Origin of the sequence: Shinella sp. HZN7 (assembly GCF_001652565.1) — a bacterium.
GTDB classification, from domain to species: Bacteria; Pseudomonadota; Alphaproteobacteria; order Rhizobiales; family Rhizobiaceae; genus Shinella; species Shinella granuli.
In genome coordinates this window covers 3,937,452-3,958,544 of sequence record NZ_CP015736.1, presented here as the reverse complement: position 1 = coordinate 3,958,544, position 21,093 = coordinate 3,937,452, and the positions used below count along the sequence as shown (strand labels likewise).

Annotated in this window: 16 protein-coding genes; 8 read left to right on the top strand and 8 right to left on the bottom strand. The window is 65.9% G+C overall.

From position 1 onward, the window contains the following. Positions 1-68 precede the first annotated feature (68 nt). From shn_RS19100 to shn_RS19090, 3 genes are all read left to right on the top strand, one after another. Positions 69-4,238 carry a translocation/assembly module TamB domain-containing protein gene (locus shn_RS19100; RefSeq protein ID WP_064331828.1) on the top strand — a complete coding sequence of 1,390 codons (4,170 nt, stop codon included), beginning with the start codon at positions 69-71 and terminating at the stop codon, positions 4,236-4,238. Between the two features lie 146 nt (positions 4,239-4,384). Beyond that, entirely contained in the window at positions 4,385-4,861 is a 477-nt protein-coding gene (locus shn_RS19095; RefSeq protein ID WP_064331827.1) for a chemotaxis protein CheW, read from the top strand. Between the two features lie 394 nt (positions 4,862-5,255). After that, positions 5,256-7,016, top strand: a complete 1,761-nt coding sequence (locus tag shn_RS19090) for a PAS domain-containing methyl-accepting chemotaxis protein (RefSeq protein ID WP_064331826.1) — start codon at positions 5,256-5,258, stop codon at positions 7,014-7,016. Positions 7,017-7,086: 70 nt separating this feature from the next. Here the strand turns inward: shn_RS19090 and shn_RS19085 are convergent, their stop codons facing one another. The 7 genes from shn_RS19085 to shn_RS19055 all read right to left on the bottom strand — a co-directional run bounded on the left by shn_RS19085 (position 7,087) and on the right by shn_RS19055 (position 14,462). Then, positions 7,087-7,356 (bottom strand): formate dehydrogenase subunit delta, encoded by a 270-nt coding sequence (locus shn_RS19085; RefSeq protein WP_064331825.1) that lies wholly within the window; start codon positions 7,354-7,356, stop codon positions 7,087-7,089. A gap of 9 nt (positions 7,357-7,365) precedes the next feature. After that, on the bottom strand, positions 7,366-8,199 hold the full coding sequence (gene fdhD, locus shn_RS19080; protein WP_064331824.1) for a formate dehydrogenase accessory sulfurtransferase FdhD: 834 nt from the start codon (positions 8,197-8,199) through the stop codon (positions 7,366-7,368). A 9-nt stretch (positions 8,200-8,208) separates the two neighbouring features. After that, positions 8,209-11,088, bottom strand: a complete 2,880-nt coding sequence (gene fdhF, locus shn_RS19075; protein ID WP_064331823.1) for a formate dehydrogenase subunit alpha — start codon at positions 11,086-11,088, stop codon at positions 8,209-8,211. Between the two features lie 55 nt (positions 11,089-11,143). Next, positions 11,144-11,359, bottom strand: coding sequence for a DUF4287 domain-containing protein (locus tag shn_RS19070; protein WP_064331822.1), 216 nt, complete (start codon positions 11,357-11,359; stop codon positions 11,144-11,146). Next, positions 11,356-12,912 (bottom strand): NADH-quinone oxidoreductase subunit NuoF, encoded by a 1,557-nt coding sequence (locus shn_RS19065; protein WP_064331821.1) that lies wholly within the window; start codon positions 12,910-12,912, stop codon positions 11,356-11,358. The genes shn_RS19070 and shn_RS19065 overlap by 4 nt, the downstream gene beginning before the upstream one ends. Then, the gene (locus shn_RS19060; protein ID WP_023515338.1) at positions 12,909-13,388 is read right to left on the bottom strand and encodes a formate dehydrogenase subunit gamma; all 480 of its coding nucleotides are present in this window, start codon (positions 13,386-13,388) and stop codon (positions 12,909-12,911) included. The genes shn_RS19065 and shn_RS19060 overlap by 4 nt, the downstream gene beginning before the upstream one ends. Before the next feature lie 180 nt (positions 13,389-13,568). After that, a complete protein-coding gene (locus tag shn_RS19055) occupies positions 13,569-14,462 on the bottom strand; it encodes a LysR family transcriptional regulator (RefSeq protein WP_064331820.1) in 894 nt (297 codons plus the stop codon). 96 nt (positions 14,463-14,558) lie between these two features. Between shn_RS19055 and shn_RS19050 the strand changes: the two genes are divergently transcribed. Then, positions 14,559-15,554 carry an MDR family oxidoreductase gene (locus tag shn_RS19050; protein WP_064331819.1) on the top strand — a complete coding sequence of 332 codons (996 nt, stop codon included), beginning with the start codon at positions 14,559-14,561 and terminating at the stop codon, positions 15,552-15,554. A gap of 13 nt (positions 15,555-15,567) precedes the next feature. Here shn_RS19050 and shn_RS19045 read toward each other — a convergent pair whose 3' ends face one another. Then, positions 15,568-16,338 carry an SDR family NAD(P)-dependent oxidoreductase gene (locus tag shn_RS19045; protein WP_064331818.1) on the bottom strand — a complete coding sequence of 257 codons (771 nt, stop codon included), beginning with the start codon at positions 16,336-16,338 and terminating at the stop codon, positions 15,568-15,570. 145 nt (positions 16,339-16,483) lie between these two features. Here shn_RS19045 and shn_RS19040 point away from each other — a divergent pair, with 145 nt between their 5' ends. The 4 genes from shn_RS19040 to shn_RS19025 all read left to right on the top strand — a co-directional run bounded on the left by shn_RS19040 (position 16,484) and on the right by shn_RS19025 (position 21,092). After that, positions 16,484-17,254: a DeoR/GlpR family DNA-binding transcription regulator gene (locus shn_RS19040; RefSeq protein ID WP_064331817.1), complete on the top strand. Its 771-nt coding sequence runs from the start codon at positions 16,484-16,486 to the stop codon at positions 17,252-17,254. 116 nt (positions 17,255-17,370) lie between these two features. Then, positions 17,371-18,888 carry a glycerol-3-phosphate dehydrogenase gene (gene glpD, locus shn_RS19035; RefSeq protein ID WP_064331816.1) on the top strand — a complete coding sequence of 506 codons (1,518 nt, stop codon included), beginning with the start codon at positions 17,371-17,373 and terminating at the stop codon, positions 18,886-18,888. A 40-nt stretch (positions 18,889-18,928) separates the two neighbouring features. After that, a complete protein-coding gene (locus shn_RS19030; RefSeq protein ID WP_064331815.1) occupies positions 18,929-20,011 on the top strand; it encodes an ABC transporter ATP-binding protein in 1,083 nt (360 codons plus the stop codon). Positions 20,012-20,021: 10 nt separating this feature from the next. After that, positions 20,022-21,092: an ABC transporter ATP-binding protein gene (locus tag shn_RS19025; RefSeq protein WP_064331814.1), complete on the top strand. Its 1,071-nt coding sequence runs from the start codon at positions 20,022-20,024 to the stop codon at positions 21,090-21,092. Position 21,093 lies beyond the last annotated feature (1 nt).

Genomic DNA, 21,093 nt, shown 5'->3' with positions numbered 1-21,093 from the left:
CGCGCGATTCAGATTCAAGACGGACCGGAGCGATTCCTTGCGCTCTTCGCACGCGAAATGGATAAGGCATGAACAGGCTGTCCCGAATTCTCCGCGCCACGCTCCGTTATCTCGGTTATGGCCTTGCCATTCTCCTGGTTCTTCTTGTCGCGTTCATCGGTTTCGTCGGTTTTACCGATGCGGGCGCGCGTTTTGCCGTCTCGCAGGTGGAGAAGATCGCCGCGGCGAGCGGGCAGGTGATCTCGATCAGCGAGCCCTCGGGCCTGCTCACGGGCAAGCTGCGGGCCGGCACGATCACGGTGGGGGACGCGAAGGGCACCTATGCGGAAATCCGCGACCTTGCCGTCGACTGGTCGCCCTGGGAGCTTCTGTTCTTCAGCTTCGAGGCCGAGCGCGTCTCCGCCTCTTCCGTTTCCCTGCTGCGCCTGCCGGAGCCGAAGGCCGATGCGGAGCCATCGGACGAACCGTTCACCCTGCCGGTGGAGGTGCATGTCGGCGCGCTGGCGATCCCGGAACTTTTCGTCTCCGGCACGGTCGCCGGGCGGGACCAGCGCATCGTCGTTGCCGGCAGCGGCGATGCGACCGCCGAGAGCGTTGCGATAAAGCTCTCCGCTTCCGAGAAGGCGCGGCCGGATGCCCGGGTCGCCGCCGATATCGTCTTCAATCCGGCCGGTAACGAGCTTCGCCTCGAAGCCGACGTCGCCGAGCCGAAGGGCGGGCTGCTCGCGGCGCTGCTCAAGCTGCCGAACGATCCGGCCGTGGCGATCCGCCTGACGGGCGACGGTCCGCTCTCGCAGTGGACCGGCCGGCTTTCCGCATCGCTCGACGGCACGGAAATGCTGAGGGTCGACGGCCGCCACGATCTTTCGGCGAACGGCCTGCACACGATCGCGCTCAATGGCGGCGGCACCTTCGATGCGCTGATGCCGCCGCAGCTTCGCCCGCTCTTTGCCGGCGAGACGGGCATCGACGTGGTCGCGGCCTTCGACGGTTCGGACATGCTGCGCATCGAGAAGGGTTCCATCTCGACCGGTGCCATGACGCTGGCCGCCTCCGGCACCGTCAGCGCCAAGGGCGCGAACGACCTCGACGTCAAGCTCTCCGGCAAGGACGGGCCGATCGATTTCCGCTGGCCGCTTGCCGGGGGCGATGCGCGCGTACTGATCGAGGGCGCCGATATCTCGCTGACCGGCGAGGCGAGCGCTGCGGCGCTTGAGGCCAATGCCACCGTGGTTTCCGCCGAACTGCCGGCCGGCCGGGTGGAGAACATCCGCCTGACGGCTAGAAGCGATGCCTTCAACGTTGCCAGCCAGTCCGGCCGCATCGACGCGACGCTGGAAACCGGGCTGACGGCCTTTGCCAACGCCGATCTCGACCGCATGGTGAAGGGGCCGGCGAAGCTGGTTGCGACGCTGAATATCTCGCCGGATGAAATCGCCTTCGATCCCGCGACGCTCGAAAGCGCCAGCATCGGCGGCACGCTCTCCGGCCGCTACGGGCTGCAAAGCCGCGAGGCCGACGTCAATTTCCGCCTCTTCGCGCTGCCGGCCGTGCTGCCGCCGGCGCTGGCCGGCAAGTTCGACACGACGATCGCGATGGAGGGGCGGGTCCAGGTGGCGGGTGACGGCGCCGTTCAGGTTTCCGGCCTCCAGGTCAAGTCCGGCACGCTGGAGACGGCGGGCACGGTCTCGCTCGGCAATGGCACGCTCGATGCCGCGCTGACCGGCAAGGTGCTGGACCTCGGCAAGCTGCTCGCCGATGCGGCGGGTGAGGCGGCCTTCGAACTCTCCGCCACCGGCCCCGTCGCGGGGCTCGATGTGTCCGCCAAGGTCACGTCGAGCGGGGCGACCCTCTCCGGCCGCACGCTCAGCGACCTCGTCGTGACGCTGACCGGCAAGGCCGTCGCCGACAGCCCGTCCGGCGAGCTGACGGCGACCGGTGCGCTCGACGGCCAGCCGATCAATGTGCGCTCCAGCATCACCTCGCAGGGCGGGCGCATCTCCGTGCCGGTGCTGGAGGCAGAGATCGGCCCGAACACGCTGAAGGGCTCGCTCGCGCTGGCGGAGAACTTCATGCCTGATGGCACGATCCGCTTCGATTTCCCCGATCTCGGCCTGCTCGCCGCCATGGCGGGGCAGCAGGCGGCCGGCGATCTTTCCGGCCAGGTGGAAATCGCGACCGGCAATGGCAGGACGTCCGCGACCATCCAGGCTTCGGGCTCCGCCATCCGGCGCGATACGCTGAGCATCACCAGGCCGGTCGTCGATCTCGCCATTGCCGATCTCGCCACCGCCGCGATATCAGGCACGGTGCGCGCCGAGCGGGTCGCTTCGGGCGAGAACCGGCTGGACGCGCTGAAGCTCGACTTTTCACGCGAAGGGCAGGCGACCAATTTCGACCTGACCGGCCGCCTCGACGACGCGCCGCTTCTGACGAAGGGCAAGGTCATCCAGCGCAACGGCGGGCTGGACGTCGCCCTTGAGGCCTTCGAGGCGGCACCGCGGGGCATCGCCTTAAAACTGGCCAAGCCGACGACGATCGGTGTTGTCAACGGTGTCGCCGCGCTCGACGGGCTGACGATCCAGGCTGGCCGCGGCTCCATCGCGGTCTCCGGCCGGGCGGGCGAGACGCTGGATTTGTCCGCCCGCCTTACGGCGCTGCCGGCTGCGCTCGTCAACAATTTCGCCGCCGGCCTCGGTGCGGAGGGCACGATCGACGGCACGGTCACGGTGAAGGGCCGCGCGTCGGCGCCGGTCGTCACTTATGCGCTGGACTGGGACGGGGCGGCGACGAGCCAGACCCGCGGCGCAGGCATCGGGGTGCTTTCCATCAATGCCAAGGGTGAATATTCCAACAACCAGGTGCGGCTCGATACGGTGCTTTCGGGCGGCGGCGGCCTCTCCTTCCGCGGCGGCGGCACCGTCGGCATCGGCGGGGCGACGCCGCTCGGGCTCAAGTTCAACGGTACGGTGCCGTTCGGCCTGCTGCAGGGCCAGCTTTCCGCCCAGGGCTTCGTCCTGACCGGCAATGCCGATGTCGATGTCTCCATCGGCGGCACGGCGGCCGCACCCTCGATCACCGGCAGCATCACGGCCGGCGGCGCGCGGCTCGTCGACGTGCGCCGCAACCTCGCGGTGGAGAACCTGACGATCCGCGTCACCATGGATGGGCGGCAGGCGGTGATCGAGACGGTTTCCGGCCGGCTCGCCAGCGGCGGCCAGCTTTCGGCCAGCGGGCGCGTCGGCATCGATCCGGCGAGCGGCTTTCCGGTAGATGTCGCCGTCAAGCTCGGCGACATCACCTATGTCGACGGCACGCTGGTGACGGCCAATGTCGCGGGCGACCTGACGCTGAAGGGGCCGGTGGCCGGACTTTCGCTCGGCGGCAAGCTGCGCATCAACAAGGCGAACATCACCATTCCGCAGAAACTGCCGGCTTCGCTCTCCGAAATCGACATCAAGCACCGCAACGCGCCGGCCGACGTCAAGCGCATGACGGCGGACGTGCAGCGTGACCAGGGCAGCAGCGGCGCCTCGCGCGGCATCGCGCTGGACCTTACCATCGAGGCGCCGGGCCAGCTCTTCGTGCGCGGCCGGGGCATCAATGCGGAACTCGGCGGCAGCCTGAAGATCACCGGCACCTCCGCCGCGCCGGTCGTGTCAGGTGGTTTCGAACTGGAGCGCGGGCGCATGGAGATCCTGACGCGCCGCCTCGACTTCACCAGCGCCCATATCGGCTTTGCGGGGGGGCTCGTGCCGACGGTCAATCTGGTGGCCGGCAGCACGGTTGGCTCGACGGAAATCACGGTGACGGTGGCCGGCCTTGCCAACAACCCGACGGTCACTTTCGCCTCCTCGCCCTCGCTGCCGCAGGATGAGATCCTGGCGCAGCTCATCTTCAACCGCTCGATGTCGAACCTTTCGGCGGTGCAGATCGCCCAGCTCGCCTCGGCTGCCAGCCAGCTTGCCGGCGGCAGCTCGACCGGCCTGCTCGACAGCCTGCGCAGCAAGCTCGGCGTCGACGACCTCGACATCACGACGGATGCGGAAGGCCGGGCGGCGGTCTCGGCCGGCAAATATCTCAACGAGCGGACCTATATCGAGCTGAAGCAGGACCCGGAGACGAACGGCGCCAAGGCGGTCATCAACCTCGATGTCGGCCGCGGCCTGAAGCTGCGCGGCGAGGCCGGCAGCGGTGGCAGCGCGGGAGCGGGCATCTTCTACGAGAAGGAATATTGAGGGCACGGCGGAGGCTGCCGGGTGCTTTCGCGGTGACGCGGGGCCTTTTGCGTGCGGGGCGCAACAAACCGCGCCGCGTTTGAAAGATTTTAACCAGGCCGTGCATAGGATCGGGGCACGAAGCAGATGAAACTGGAAAGACCCCGATGACCTCCATCAAGACGGCCGGCTTTGCCGGCGACACGCTCGAAATCATCGCATTCCGCCTGCACGATCAGGAATTCTGTGTGAAGACGACGACGATCCGCGAAATCCGCGGCTGGGCGCCGTCCACGCCGATCCCGCATTCCCCGCCCGATGTCATCGGCGTGATGAACCTGCGCGGCACCGTGATCCCGATCATCGATCTCGCCCACAAGCTCGGCATGAAGAGCACCGAAGCGAACGAGCGCAGCGCCATCGTGGTTGCCGAAGTGCACAGCATGGTCGTCGGCCTCGTCGTCGATCGCGTCTCCGACATCCTCACCATCCGCAGCGAGCAGATCCAGCCGGTGCCGGAAGTGACGACCTCCTTCGACAAGGTCTATGCGGAAGGCATCATCGCCCATGAGAACGGCATGATCTGCTTCCTCAACCTGGCGCGCATGTTCAAGGAGCGCGACGTGGAAGACATGGCGGCCTGATCCGTCCCGAACATCGTTGGAATGAAGAACCGCCGTGCGATTGTACGGCGGTTTTTTTGTTGCCGGTTTGTTTATGCAACTTTAACGATAGTTTGCTTGCGCGCAGGACGGAGCTCACCTAACGTAACTTGAGTTCCGAACTCCAGGTTCAGGCGTAAAGCATTGTTATATAGTATCTTCATAATCTTGCCGTTCGATTTTCATGGATTCTTAAGCCTGCAATGCCATCTTTGATTGTAGATGCGCATTTCATCGCTCCGGCATGAAGCCTCTCGCGAAGATTGTTTTCACCGCTGCCAGTGCGCGGTCGCCGCGGCGTCCGCGCCTGAGTGTCAACACATGAGGATCGCCATGCGCGCAATCCCGGCCGTGGCATCGCACAGAGGGACAGGTCATGCTTTCATTCGCAAAATCCATGGATGCGGGCCATATCTTCGACGCGCTGTCGCGCTCGCAGGCCGTGATCCAGTTCGATCTCACCGGTACGATCCTGACCGCCAACGAGAACTTCTGCCGGACGCTCGGCTACGAGCTGAAGGAGATCGTCGGCAAGCATCATCGCATGTTCTGCGAGGCGGCCTATACGGCGAGCGAGGAGTATCGCCAGTTCTGGGCGCGGCTCGGACGGGGGGAATACGATGCCACCAGCTACAAGCGCCTGCGCAAGGATGGCGGCGAGATCTGGATCCAGGCCTCGTACAATCCGGTCTTTCGCGGCGGCAAGCCCTACAAGGTCGTCAAGTTCGCGACAGACATCACCCAGGCGAAGATGCAGGCGAGCGAAGACGCCGCCAAGCTCGATGCGATCTCCCGCTCGCAGGCCGTGATCGAGTTCACGCCAACGGGCGAAATTCTTCATGCCAACGAGAATTTCTGCGCGGCGCTCGGCTATGACCTTTCCGAAATCCGCGGCAAGCATCATCGTATGTTCTGCGATCCCGCCTATGTGCAGACCACGGCCTATGTGGATTTCTGGAGAAGCTTGGCCGAGGGCCGCTTCATCTCCAATGAATTCGTGCGTTACGGCAAGGGCGGGCGCGAGATCTGGATCCAGGCGGCCTATAACCCGATCCGCGACCTTTCCGGCCGGGTCTACAAGGTGGTCAAGTTCGCGACGGATGTGACCGAGCGCATGTCGGCGATCAACGCGCTCGGCGGTGCGCTGAAGGCGCTGGCCGAGGGGGACCTGACGCAGACCCTCGCCACGGCCTTCGTGCCGTCGATGGAGACGGTGCGCAGCGACTTCAACGAGGCGGTGGCCGGCCTGCACGAGGCGATGCGCACGGTCGAGAGCAACGCCAATGCGATCGCCTCCGGTGCGCAGCAGATCCGCTCGGCGGCGGACGACCTCGCCAAGCGCACCGAGCAGCAGGCGGCTTCCGTCGAGGAAACCGCTGCCGCCCTCGACGAGATCACCACGACGGTCGGCGATTCGAGCCGGCGGGCCGACGAGGCCGGCATGCTGGTCGGCAAGACCCGGGCGGGCGCGGAAAAATCCGGCGCGGTCGTCAAGAAGGCGATCGACGCGATGGGTCAGATCGAGCAGTCCTCGCGGGAGATCTCCAACATCATCGGCGTCATCGATGACATCGCCTTCCAGACCAACCTCCTGGCGCTCAATGCCGGTGTCGAGGCGGCACGGGCGGGCGAGGCGGGCAAGGGCTTCGCCGTCGTGGCACAGGAGGTGCGCGAGCTCGCCCAGCGGTCCGCCAGCGCCGCCAAGGATATCAAGGCGCTGATCACCACCTCCGGCGAGCAGGTCAGGAGCGGCGTGGCGCTGGTCGACGAGACGGGGCGGGCGCTTCAGGAGATCCTGGTGCAGGTGCAGGACGTGCATGCCAACGTGGTGGCCATCGTCGAGGCTTCGCGGGAGCAATCGACCGGGCTTCGCGAGATCAACCAGTCGGTCAATGCGATGGACCAGGCGACGCAGCAGAATGCGGCGATGGTGGAAGAGAGCACGGCGGCAAGCCACGCCATGGCGCGGGAAGCCGATGCGCTGCACGCGCTCATCCGCCGGTTCCGGCTAGCGGGCAACCCCGCCCAGCCGGTGCAGCGCACGCCGTCGCCCACCCCCGTATCGCAGCTTCATGCCATGGCGCGCAGCATGCGTGCGCCGCGCGGCTCCACGGCGCCGGCAACGGAGAACTGGTAAGAGTTCTGAGGGCACCGCGGCATGAAAACGGCCGGCAGCAATGCCGGCCGTTCGCGTTCTCGGGATGGAATCAATGGGCGGCGGCGTTGCCGGCCCGTGCTGCCGGCGGCACTTCGGCCGGCGGCGGGCGGTGGATCAGCGGCGCGGCCTGAAGGACGAGGCTGTCGAGCCCTTCGCCGCCATGGTTGTCGACGATGTCGAAGAATTGCCGGCGCATGCGCGGCTCCCAGAACTTGTTGATATGGGTCGCCACGCCGTTCGCCGCCTCGCTCGCCGGCTGCGAGTGGAAGAAGGTGGCGATCTGGTTTGCCATCCTGACGAGCTTGTTGCCTTCCGACATTCCTGTCTCCTAACCGTTGCCGATCCGGCGTTGCGTGCCGGAGACGATGCGCTCCGCGCCGGTGAAAATCTCGAACTCCTCGCCGCGCACCAGCGCGATCAGCGTCATGCCGGCCTCTTCGGCGGTGCGGATGGCGAGCGCCGTCGGCGCGGAAATGGCGATGATGAAGGGGCTGCCGATGATCGCGGTCTTCTGCACCATCTCGACGGAAACGCGGCTCGTCACCACGACGGCGCCGGTGCTGCCCGCATGGCCCGCCCGCCGCGCGGCGCCGACGAGCTTGTCGAGCGCATTGTGCCGGCCGACATCCTCCCGCACGGCGATGAGGCCTTCGCCCGGGACGTAGAACCCGGCGCCATGCACGGCGCGCGTCACCATGTGCAGCGGCTGCTGGCCGTTCAGCAGGCGTACCGCCTCGACGACCGCATCTTCGCTGAGCGTAAGGGAGGAGGCACGCACCGAGGGCGTCACGCGCACGGCCTGCTCGATCGATTCGATGCCGCAGAGCCCGCAGCCGACGGGGCCGGCCATGTGGCGGCGGCGGGCGGTCAGCGCGTCGTTCTGCGCGTCCGCCAGCCGGATCTGCACGTCGATGCCCTTGTCCTCGGCTAGCACCTCGATGGTCTCGATCTCGCCGGGATCGGTGATGATGCCCTCCGTCAGGCTGAAGCCGACGGCGAAATCATCGAGGTCGGCGGGCGTCGCCATCATCACGGCATGGGTCGAGCCGGCATAGGAGAAGGCGACCGGGGTTTCCTCCGGCACGAAGCGCTCGCCCTCCGCGAGCCGCCCGTTGCGGCGGGCGATCTCGGCGACCTTGGTCGTGGTGGAAAAATCCGGCACGCCGCTATCCTACTCCGCTGCCTCCAGCTTGCCCCTGATCCGGCGCGAGCGACGGGCCAGTTCGTCATATTCGATCTGCCAGTCGGATGGGCCGTTCGACGGCGAGATCTGCACGGCGGTCACCTTATACTCCGGACAGTTCGTCGCCCAGTCGGAGAAATCGGTGGTGATGACATTTGCCTGCGTCGTCGGGTGGTGGAAGGTCGTGTAGACGACGCCCGGCGCGACGCGATCGGTGACGAGGGCGCGCAGCGTCGTCTCGCCGGCGCGGCTGGCGAGGCGCACCCAGTCGCCGTCGCGAATGCCGCGGTTTTCCGCATCGTGCGGGTGGATCTCCAGCCGGTCCTCCTCGTGCCAGACGACGTTTTCCGTGCGCCGCGTCTGGGCGCCGACATTGTACTGGCTGAGGATGCGGCCGGTCGTGAGCAGCAGCGGGAAGCGCGGGCCGGTCTTCTCGTCCGTCGCGACATATTCCGTGCGGATGAACTTGCCCTTGCCGCGCACGAAGCCGTTGATGTGCATGATCGGCGAGCCCTTGGGATTCTTCTCGTTGCAGGGCCACTGCACCGAGCCGTTCTTCTCCAGATAGTCGTAGGAGACGAGGGCGAAGCTCGGCGTCGTCGCGGCGATCTCGTCCATGATCTCGGAGGGATGGCTGTAGTTCCAGGCAAGGCCCATGGCCCTGGCGAGGTTCTGGGTGACCTCCCAGTCCGCATAGCCGTTCTTCGGCGTCATCACGCGGCGCACGCGGTTGATGCGGCGCTCGGCATTGGTGAAGGTGCCGTCCTTTTCGAGGAAGGTCGAGCCCGGCAGGAAGACATGGGCGTAGTTCGCCGTCTCGTTGAGGAAGAGGTCCTGCACGACAACACATTCCATGGCGGCCAGGCCTGCGGAGACGTGCCTGGTGTCCGGGTCGGACTGGAGGATGTCCTCGCCCTGGATGTAAAGGCCCTTGAACGTGCCCTCGACGGCGGCGTCCAGCATGTTGGGGATGCGCAGGCCCGGCTCGTTGTTGAGCGTCACGCCCCAAAGCTTCTCGAAGATCTCGCGCGTCGCGTCGTCGGAGATATGGCGGTAGCCCGGCAGTTCATGCGGGAAGGAGCCCATGTCGCACGAGCCCTGCACGTTGTTCTGGCCGCGCAGCGGGTTCACGCCGACGCCCTCGCGGCCGATATTGCCGGTCGCCATGGCAAGGTTGGCGATCGCCATGACGGTGGTCGAGCCCTGGCTGTGCTCGGTAACGCCGAGGCCGTAATAGATCGAGCCGTTGCCGCCGGTGGCGAACAGGCGGGCGGCGCCGCGCAGCGTCTCCGCCGGCACGCCGGTGAAGGCTTCGGTTTCCTCGGGGCTGTGGCGCGGCTCGGCGACGAAGGCGGCCCAGTCCTCGAACTCCGACCAGTCGCAGCGCTCGCGGATGAATTTTTCGTCGTAGAGGCCTTCCGTCACGATGACATGGGCGAGCGCCGTGACGACGGCGACGTTCGTGCCGGGCTTCAGCGGCAGGTGATAGGACGACTTGATGTGCGGCGAGGAGACGAGCTCGATGCGGCGCGGATCGATGACGATCAGCTTGGCGCCCTGGCGCAGGCGCTTCTTCAGGCGCGAGGCGAAGACCGGGTGGCCGTCCGTCGGGTTGGCGCCGATGACGATGACGACATCCGTGTGCTCGACGCTGTCGAAATTCTGCGTGCCGGCGGAGGTGCCGAAGGCCTGGCCGAGGCCGTAGCCCGTCGGCGAATGACAGACGCGGGCGCAGGTGTCGACATTGTTGTTGCCGAAGCCGGCGCGGATCAGCTTCTGGACGAGGAAGGTCTCCTCGTTGGTGCAGCGCGAGGAGGTGATGCCGCCGATCGAATCCCGGCCGTACTGGTACTGGATGCGGCGGAACTCGGCGGCGACATGGGCATTGGCTTCCTCCCAGGTCACCTCGCGCCACGGGTCCGAGATCTTCTCGCGGATCATCGGGTTGAGGATGCGCTCCTTGTGGGTCGAGTAGCCATAGGCGAAGCGGCCCTTGACGCAGGAATGGCCGCGGTTCGCCTGGCCATCCTTCCAGGGCACCATGCGCACCAGCTCCTCGCCGCGCATTTCCGCCTTGAAGGAGCAGCCGACGCCGCAATAGGCGCAGGTCGTGACGACGGAATGCTCCGGCTGTCCGATCTCGATGACGGATTTCTCGGTCAGCGTCGCCGTCGGGCAGGCCTGCACGCAGGCGCCGCAGGAGACGCATTCGGATTCGAGGAAATGCTCATGCATGCCGGGCGAGACGCGGCTGTCGAAGCCGCGGCCCTCGATGGTCAGCGCGAAGGTGCCCTGCACCTCCTCGCAGGCCCGCACGCAGCGCGAGCAGACGATGCATTTCGACGGATCGTAGGTGAAATAGGGGTTCGATTCGTCCTTCGGCATCCAGCGGGCGTTGATCTCGCCGTTGTTGCGGGCCTTGACGTGGTTGTCGCCCTCGTAGCCGTAGCGCACGTCGCGCAGGCCGACCGCCCCGGCCATGTCCTGCAGCTCGCAGTCGCCGTTCGCCGCGCAGGTGAGACAGTCGAGCGGGTGGTCGGAGATGTAGAGCTCCATCACGCCCTTGCGGATGTCTTTGAGCCGGCTCGTCTGGGTGTGGACGACGAGGCCGGGCGCCACCGGGGTCGTGCAGGAGGCGGGCGTGCCGTTGCGGCCCTCGATCTCGACGAGGCAGAGCCGGCAGGAGCCGAAGGCATCCACCATGTCGGTGGCGCAGAGTTTCGGCACCTTTATGCCGGCTTCCATCGAGGCGCGCATGATGGAGGTGCCCTCGGGAACGGTGATCTCGTTCCCGTCGATGGTGAGCGTCACCATCCTTTCCGAGCGGGAGGCGGGAGTGCCGAAGTCGATTTCTGGAACGAGGGGCATGGGAACCTCCGGGTCAATCCGTTGCGCCGCGGGTGGGCGGCGACTTCACTTGTTTCTACGACGTCTTCTCGGCGAGCGTCGCCGCGACGAGCGCATTGGCATGGCCATGGCCGAGGCCGTGCGTTTCCTTGAGGAACGCGACGATCTGCATATGCGCCTTGCCGTCCTGCGCGCGGATGATCTCTTTCCAGTGCTCGATCGGCTGACCGTAGGTCTTCTCGATCGAGGGGAAGTAGGATGCCGGGCCCTTGACCTTTTCCGTCGCGCTCATTCCGCCGCCTCCACCATCGGGGCCGGGGAAAAATCCTCCGGGAAATGCGTCATGGCGCTCATGACGGGATAGGGCGTGAAGCCGCCGAGTGCGCAGAGCGAACCGAACTTCATGGTGTTGCAGAGGTCGGCGAGCAGTTCGCGGTTCTTCTCCGGCTCGATGCCCCGGGCGATCTTGTCCGCGGTCTCGACGCCGCGCGTCGAACCGATGCGGCAGGGCGTGCACTTACCGCAGCTTTCGACGGCGCAGAATTCCATGGCGAAGCGCGCCTGCTTCAGCATGTCGACCGTGTCGTCGAAGACGGTGATGCCGGCATGGCCGATGAGGCCGTCCTTCGCGGCGAAGGCCTCGTAGTCGAAGGGCGTGTCGAACAGGGCGCGCGGGAAATAGGCGCCGAGCGGGCCGCCGACCTGGACGGCGCGGACCGGCCTTCCGGAGGCGGTGCCGCCGCCAATCGTGTCGACGATCTCGCCGAGCGTCAGGCCGAAGGCGGTTTCGTAGAGCCCGCCATGCTTGACGTTGCCGGCGATCTGGATCGGAATGGTGCCGCGCGAGCGACCCATGCCGAAATCGCGGTAATAGGCGGCGCCCTTGTCCATGACGATCGGCACGGAGGCGAGCGAGATGACGTTGTTGACCACCGTGGGACGGCCCATGAAACCCTGCAGGGCCGGCAGCGGCGGCTTGGCGCGCACGATGCCGCGCTTGCCTTCCAGGCTGTTGAGCAGCGCCGTCTCCTCGCCGCAGACATAGGCGCCGGCGCCGACGCGGATTTCCATGTCGAACGCCCTGCCGGAGCCGAGCACGGATGGGCCGAGCATGCCGGCGGCGCGCGCGATGGCGACGGCCTCGTTCATCACGGCGATGGCGTGCGGATATTCGGAGCGGGTGTAGACGTAACCCTTGGTGGCGCCGGTGGCGAGGCCCGCGATCGCCATGCCCTCGATCAGCACGAAGGGATCGCCCTCCATGATCATGCGGTCGGCGAAGGTGCCGCTGTCGCCCTCGTCGGCATTGCAGACAATGTATTTTTGGTCACCCGGCGCATCGAGAACCGTCTTCCATTTGATGCCCGTCGGGAAGCCCGCGCCGCCGCGGCCGCGCAGGCCGCTGTCGGTGACTTCCTTGACGATGTCGGCGGGCGCCATCGCGATGGCCTTTTTGAGGCCCCGGAGGCCGCCATGGGCCTTGTAGTCCTCGAGCGAGACGGGATCGATGACGCCGCAGCGGGCGAAGGTGAGGCGGGTCTGGTTCTTCAGGAACGGAATCTCTTCCGTTCCGCCAAGACAGAGCGGGTGGGCCTTGCCGTCCAGCAGGCCGGCATCGAGCAGGCCGGGCACGTCGGCGGGCCTGACGGGCCCGTAGGCGATGCGGCCTTCAGCCGTCTCGACCTCGACCAGCGGCTCCAGCCAGTGCATGCCGCGCGAGCCGTTGCGCACGATCGCAATGTCGAGCCCGCGGGCCTCCGCCTCGCGGGAGAAGGCCTTGGCGACGCGGTCTGCGCCGAGCGCAAGGGCTGCGGCATCGCGGGGAACGTAGAGACGAACGGTCATCGGCGTGCCTCCGCGACGAGTTCCTTCGCCAGATCCGCATCGACCCGTCCATGCACCTCGCCGTCGAGCATCGCGGCGGGTGCGCAGGAACAGAGCCCGAGACAGTAGATCGGTTCGAGCGTGACGGCGCCGTCCAGCGTCGTCTGGTGGAAATCGATGCCGAGCAGCGCCTTCACGCGCTCGGCCAGCTCGTCCCCGCCCATCGACTGACAGGCCTCGGCGCGACAGAGCTTCAGCACATGCCGCCCGGTCGGATGGTCGCGATAGTCGTGATAGAAGGTGACGACGCCATGCACCTCGGCGCGCGACAGGTTGAGTTCGCGGGCGATCACCGGCAGGCTCTCCTGCGGCACGAAGCCGAACTCCGCCTGGATCTCGTGCAGGATGGGAAGAAGCGGCCCTTCGAGCCCCTTCAGTTCGCTGACGATCGCCAGCGTTCTTGCGCCGACATCGCTGCCGGATACGTGCACATTCATCGTCAGGCCTCCCAACCGACACGAATGAACCGCAAGGCCTCCGGGTTCTGTCGCGCCGATACCATTGAAACTGCTCGGCGAAGACCGGAACCCTGTCGATCCACGCGTTATTCTAACAGCTTCTCAGCCGGGAGACGACCGGTCAATAAAGCAAAGCCGTTGATCGATAGAAAAATCCTATCAATCGATCCCCTTCTCCGCCAGCACGCGCGCTTCGTGCAGCAGGGCGGACACGAGCGGGGTGAAGGGCTCGCGATGGGTGGCAACGAGGCCGACGGTGTGGTGCGGTTCGGGTTCGACGAGGGAAACCATACTTATTTCGTCAGGAAATCCAAACGATTTTGCGACGTTTCGCGGCATGATGCTCGCCCAGCGTCCCGTGCGCACATGGGAGAACAGCACGATCATCGAGTTGGCTTCCAGCGAGGGTTCCACCGAAACGCCGGCTTCGGCAAAGTGCCGGTTGATGATGCGGCGGTTCTGCATGTCGGCGGTCAATAGGCAAAGCCTAACGCTGCCGGCTTCCTGCCAGGTCACGGTCGCGCGATCGGCAAAGGGCGTGCCCTTGGCGGTGACGAGGCAATAGTGCTCGTGCAGCAGCGGCACGCTCGTCACGCGGCCGAGCGGCTCGTTCTCCAGATAGGTGAGGCCGGCGTCGATCTCCAGGTTCTCCAGGAGGCCGAGGATCTTGATCGACGTGGTCGAGACGATGGAGAAGGTGACGTCGGGGTGCTTTTCCTGGAAGGGTGCGGTGATGCGCGGCACCATGGCGAGCGTCGTCGGGATGGCGGCGAGGCGGATATGGCCGGACAGGCCCTTGCGCGCCGCGCGCATCTCCTCGCGCATGGTGCGCGTGTCGCCGACGATGCGGCGGGCCCATTCGAGCACGCGCTGGCCTTCCGGCGTCAGGCCCTGGTAGCGCGAGCCGCGCACGACGAGCATCACGCCCAGATGGTCCTCCAGCTGGCGGATCGCCGCCGAAAGCGTCGGCTGCGAGATGCCGAGTTCTTCCGCCGCCCGGGCGAAATGTTTCTCGCGGGCGAGCGCAATGAAGTATTCGAGCTTGTCTATCATCCCGTGCCTCCGCGTCCTTGATACAAAAGAACAGTGGCGGCACCAATGCCCCGCGCCCTATATCTGGGGCGGATGGATGATCACGAGGAGGACGCCATGACGTTTCAGGCATTGCTGGTCGAAAAGGATGCAGATGGCGCGGTTTCCGCATCTGTCCGGGAACTGGAGGATTCGCGGCTTCCGGACGGCGATGTCACCGTCGCCGTCGAATATTCGACGCTCAACTACAAGGACGGGCTCTGCATCAACGGCAAGGGCGGCCTGGTGCGTACCTTCCCGCATGTGCCGGGCGTCGATTTCGCCGGCACGGTCGAAGCCTCGGACGATCCGCGCTACCGGCCGGGCGACCGGGTGGTGCTGACCGGCTGGCGGGTCGGCGAAGTCTGGTGGGGCGGGTACGCGACGCGGGCGAAGGTCAAGGCCGACTGGCTGGTGCCGCTGCCCGAGGAGCTTTCGACCCGGCAGGCCATGGCGATCGGCACGGCGGGGCTCACCTCCATGATGTCCGTCATCGCGCTGGAAGAGGCCGGGCTCTCGCCGCTGAAGGGCGAGGTGCTGGTGACGGGCGCGGCGGGCGGCGTCGGCTCGGTGGCGGTCGCGCTGCTGGCACGGCTCGGCTATTCGGTCGCCGCCGTCACGGGGCGGCCGGAAACGGCGGGCTACCTGAAGGAACTGGGTGCCGAAACGATCGTCGACCGCGGTGAGCTGTCGGAGGCGAGCAGCAAGCCGCTGGAATCGGAGCGCTGGGCCGGTGCCGTCGATGCGGTCGGCGGCGACATGCTGGCGCGGGTGCTCAAGCAGATGAAATATGACGGCGCCGTCGCCGCGGTCGGCCTTGCCGCCGGTGCCGCGGTTCCCTCCTTCACCGTCATCCCGTTCCTCCTGCGTGGTGTCAGCCTGCTCGGCATCGATTCGGTCATGCGGCCCTACGACCAGCGCGTCGATGCCTGGAACCGCATCGCCGCCGACCTGCCGATGGACAAGCTGGAGGCCATGGTGGTGGAGCACCGGCTGTCCGACCTGCCGGAGCTGGCCGGCAGGATCCTCGAGGGCAAGGTGAAAGGCCGCGTCGTCATCGACATCAATGCCTGATCGAGGCCTGATCTCAGCAGATCAACTGGCCCCCGTTCACCTCCAGCACCTGGCCGGTGATATAGCCGGAAAGGGCCTTGGAGGCGAGGAAGAGATAGGCGGGGGCGCAGTCCTCCGCCGTGCCGAGCCGCTGCAGCGGAATGGTCTTGCGCGTCGCCTCCAGCTTTTCGGCCGATGAATAGCGCGAATGGAAGTCGGTGGTGATCGTGCCCGGCGAGACGCAGTTGACGCGGATGCCGTCCGGCGCGAGCTCGCGTGCCAGCCCCTTGGAATAGGTCGACACGAAGGCCTTGGTCGCCGAATAGATCGCCGAACCCGGGCTGCCGCCGGTCAGCGCCGAGATCGAGACCGTGTTGACGATGGCGGCGCTTGGCGCCCGCCGCAAGGAGGGCAGCAGCGCGCGCGTCACCTCGACGACGGAGGTCTGGTTGAGGCGCACGATGGTTTCGTACTGTTCGTCCGTCAGCTCGGCGGCCGGGAAGCGGCCGACCATCGTGCCGGCATTGTTGATCAACACGTCGACATGCGGGAAGAGGCTGTCCACCCGCTGCAGGATCGCCCCGATGCCGCCTTCGACGAGGAAGTCCGAATAGACGATATGGGCGCGGGCCTCCGCGACGGCGGCTTCCAGGAAATCGGGCAGGGGACCGGATGCCGCGCGCCCGCCATGCAGCAGCACATGGGCGCCGCAATCGAGGAACTGCCGGGCGGTCTCCAGGCCGATGCCGCGCCCCGCGCCCGTCACGACGACGTTCGCCCCCTTGAACAAGGCTGGATGAAACATGTGCTGTCCTCCGATGCTGGCCGCGACCTGCTGCCCGCCCAGTATCACAAAAAGTGGGGCGCACTCCAAGAAGGCGGGGCGGATCAATTGATGTGCTTTCGTTTTTGCATATTATGAAAACAAACGAAAGCAATGGGAGGAGCCGATGTTTCTGACAGGTCGCCAGGCGGAAATCCTCGATCTCGCCAAGGCCGAGGGCCGCGTGCTCGTGGAAGACCTTGCGGCACGCTTCTCCGTGACGCCGCAGACCATCCGCAAGGATCTCAACGATCTCTGCGATAACAAGGTGTTGACGCGCATCCATGGCGGGGCGCTGTTCCCGAGCGGCAACGAAAACGTCAAATACGAGGCGCGCCGCTCCATCGCCGCGCCGGAAAAACAGGCGATCGGCCGAGCCGCCGCCGCCATGATCCCGGACAATTCCTCGCTCTTCATCAATATCGGCACGACGACGGAGGCGGTGGGCGAGGCGCTGCTCGATCACAAGGAATTGATGGTCATCACCAATAATATCAACGTCGCCAACCGTTTGCGCGTCTACCCCTCGATCGAGGTGGTGATCGCCGGCGGCGTCGTGCGCGGCGCGGACGGCGGCATCGTCGGCGAGGCGGCGGTCGATTTCATCCGCCAGTTCAAGGTGGACTATGCCGTCATCGGCGTTTCCGCGATCGATGAGGACGGCGCGCTGCTCGACTTCGACTATCGCGAGGTGAAGGTGGCGCAGGCGATCATCGCGAATGCGCGCCATGTCATCCTGGTTTCGGATTCGACGAAATTCGAAAGGACCGCGCCGGTTCGCATCGGCCACCTTTCGCAGGTCCACACCTTTATCACCGACAACTGTCCTTTCGAGGGCATTCGAAGCATTTGCCAGGAGCATGACGTGCGTCTCGTGGAGACGTCTTCGCTCGCCTGAAAGGAGGAAACGGTATTTTCACTCGCATTCGTTTGACATTCGAAATGTTTTCGTTTTAACTCCACTGGCTTTCGCAACTGCGCAGGATTTGTGCGATGCGAAATGGGGAGGGAACTTTGAACGGCGACGTGATCCGCGATATTTTCGTTATCGGTGGCGGCATCAACGGCTGCGGCATCGCGCGCGATGCGGCGGGCCGTGGTTATTCGGTCGTGCTTGCCGAGATGAAGGACTTTGCGTCGGGCACGTCCTCGGCCTCCACCAAGCTCATCCATGGTGGCCTGCGTTACCTCGAACATTACGAATTCCGCCTGGTGCGCGAGGCGTTGATGGAGCGCGAAGTGCTCTGGGCCATGGCGCCGCACGTCATCTGGCCGATGCGCTTCGTGCTGCCCTTCCAGAAGGGCGGCCTGCGCCCGGCCTGGCTCATCCGCCTCGGCCTGTTCCTGTATGACTATATCGGCGGGCGCAAGCTGTTGCCGGCCACCCGCACGCTCGACCTTGCAAAGGACCCGGCCGGCGGGCCGCTGAAGAAGCTCTTCCGCAAGGCCTTCGAATATTCCGACGGCTGGGTGGACGATGCGCGCCTCGTCGTCCTGAATGCCCGTGACGCCGCCGATCGCGGCGCGGATATCCGCACCGGTACCAAGGTCGTCACCGCGCGCCGCGAAAACGGCCACTGGACCGTCGAGACCGAGAATGTCGAGACGGGCGCGCGTGAAAACGTTCGTGCGCGCATGCTGGTCAATGCGGCAGGCCCCTGGATTGACAAGGTCCTCTCAACCGCCTTCGGCCGAAACGACGTGCACAATGTCCGCCTCGTGCAGGGCAGTCACATCGTCGTGAAGAGGAAGTTCTCCGATCCGCGCGCATACTTCTTCCAGAACCCGGACGGGCGTATCATGTTCGCCATTCCCTACCAGGAAGAATTCACGCTGATCGGCACGACCGACCAGGACTATCAGGGCGATCCCCGGGATGTTCGCATCAGCGACGCGGAAATCGATTATCTTTGCGCCTCGGCGAGCGAATATTTCGCCGAACCCGTGACGCGGAACGACATCGTCTGGACCTATTCCGGCGTGCGCCCGCTCTTCGACGACGGCGCCAGCAAGGCGCAGGAAGCGACGCGCGACTACGTGCTGAAGGTCGAGGGCGGCGATGGCCAGGCACCGCTGCTCAACATCTTCGGCGGCAAGCTCACCACCTACCGGCGCCTCGCCGAATCGGCGCTGGAGAAGATCGAGGATGCGATCGGCGCGAAGGGAGATCGCTGGACGGCCGGCTCACGCCTGCCCGGCGGCGATTTCAAGGTCGACGGGTTCGATGTCGAGGTGAAGGCGCTTTCCGCGCGGTTCGCCTTCCTCGCCCCGGCCCATGCCCGCCGGCTCGTTCGGCTCTACGGCACGCGGGCGGCAGCGATGCTGGACGGTGCGAAGGGCATCGACGATCTCGGCCGGCATTTCGGCAGCGACCTCTATGAGCGTGAAGTGCGCTGGCTGATGAAGGAGGAATGGGCCCGGCATGCCGAGGACGTGCTGTGGCGGCGGACCAAACGCGGATTGCATCTGACGGCCGCGGAGGCGGCCGCACTGGAAGACTACATGGCGGCCGCACAGGCGGCTCCCCACTAGCGCCCTCATCCGGTGGCTGGGAGGAACGACGGAGACAGGAATGCTGGAACTTAAGAACATCGCGAAGGTGGCGGGGGCGGAGACGCATATCCATCCGACCAACCTCGTGCTCGAGCGCGGCTCGCTCAACGTGCTGCTCGGCCCGACGCTTTCGGGAAAAACCTCGCTGATGCGGCTGATGGCCGGCCTCGACAAGCCGACATCCGGTTCCGTCTGGTTCGACGGCAAGGACGTGACGGGCGTGCGCGTGCAGGATCGCGGCGTCGCCATGGTCTACCAGCAGTTCATCAACTATCCGGCGCTGACCGTCTACGAGAACATCGCCTCGCCGATGCGCATCAAGGGCGCCGATAGCGCGACCATCGACCGGGAAGTGCGCAAGGCGGCCGATCTTCTGAAGCTGACGCCCTATCTCGACCGCACGCCGCTCAACCTTTCGGGCGGCCAGCAGCAGCGCACGGCGCTCGCCCGCGCCATCGTCAAGAATGCCAGCCTCGTGCTGCTCGACGAGCCGCTCGCCAACCTCGATTACAAGCTGCGCGAGGAACTGCGCCTCGAACTGCCGAAGATCTTCGCCGCCTCCGGCGCGATCTTCGTCTATGCGACGACGGAACCCTCCGAGGCGCTGCTGCTCGGCGGCAACACGGCGACGCTGTCGGAGGGCCGCATCACGCAGTTCGGCCGCACGATCGACGTCTATCGCCGTCCGAACGATCTTCTGACGGCCCGCACCTTCGCGGACCCGCCGCTCAACACCATGCAGGTGCTGAAGAACGGTGGCCATTTCGAGATCGGCGGCAAGCCGGTCCTGCCGGTGCCGGCGCATCTCGCGGCGCTGCCGGACGGCCCCTGCACCATCGCCTTCCACCCGCATCACCTGGCGCTTGCGAGCCAGCATCCGGCTTCCGCAAGCCTTCAGGCGCGCACCGCGATTTCGGAGATCGCGGGCTCCGAGAGCTTCATTCACATCGAATTCGAGGGCAGCCGCTGGGTCATGCTCTCGCCGGGCATCCATGACATCGAGCCGGACGCGGTCATCACCGTCCATGTCGACACGCGCCACCTGATGGCCTTCGGCACGGATGGCAGGGCGATCGCGGAACCCGCGGCCGCGGCGGCCTGAGGAGGAGACCATGGCACGCATCAATCTCGACCACATCCGCCACGCCTACGGCGAAAAGCCGAAATCGGAGGCGGACTATGCGCTGAAGGAAGTGCACCACGAGTGGAACGACGGCGGCGCCTATGCGCTGCTCGGTCCCTCGGGCTGCGGCAAGACCACGCTGCTCAACATCATCTCCGGCCTGCTGCAGCCGTCCGAGGGGCGCATCCTGTTCGATGGCAAGGATGTCACGTACCTTTCGACGCAGCAGCGCAACATCGCGCAGGTTTTTCAGTTCCCGGTCATCTACGATACGATGACGGTCTACGACAACCTCGCCTTTCCGCTGCGCAACCGTGGCGTTGCCGAGCCCGAAGTCGACCGTCGCGTGCGCGAAATCCTTGAGATGATCGATCTTTCGAGTTGGGCGAAGAAGACGGCGCGCGGGCTCACCGCCGACCAGAAGCAGAAGATCTCGCTCGGTCGCGGCCTCGTGCGCAACGACGTCAACGCCATCCTCTTCGACGAGCCGCTGACCGTCATCGACCCGCACATGAAATGGGTGCTGCGCTCGCAACTGAAGAAGCTGCACCGGCAGTTCGGCTTCACCATGGTCTACGTCACGCATGACCAGACCGAGGCGCTGACCTTCGCCGACAAGGTGGTCGTCATGTATGACGGCCAGATCGTGCAGATCGGCACGCCGGCCGAGCTTTTCGAGAAGCCGAGCCACACCTTCGTCGGCTACTTCATCGGTTCGCCGGGCATGAACGTGCTGCCGGCCTCCATCGATGGCAGCAGCATCAAGATCGGTGAGGAGACGCTTACGCTCGACTACCGGCCGCAGGTCGCCGCCGGCGCGAAGACGGAACTCGGCATCCGCCCGGAATTCATTTCGCTGTCGCGCGAGGGCATGCCCGTCTCGATCAGCAAGGTCGAGGATATCGGCCGCCAGAAGATCGTGCGCGCCGAATTCGCCGGCAAGCCGATCGCCATCGTCGTTTCCGAGGACGGCGAGATCCCGGCCGAGCCGCGTGTCACCTTCGACCCCGCGGCCATCAACATCTACGCCGATTCCTGGCGTGTCGGCAGGGAGGGCTGAC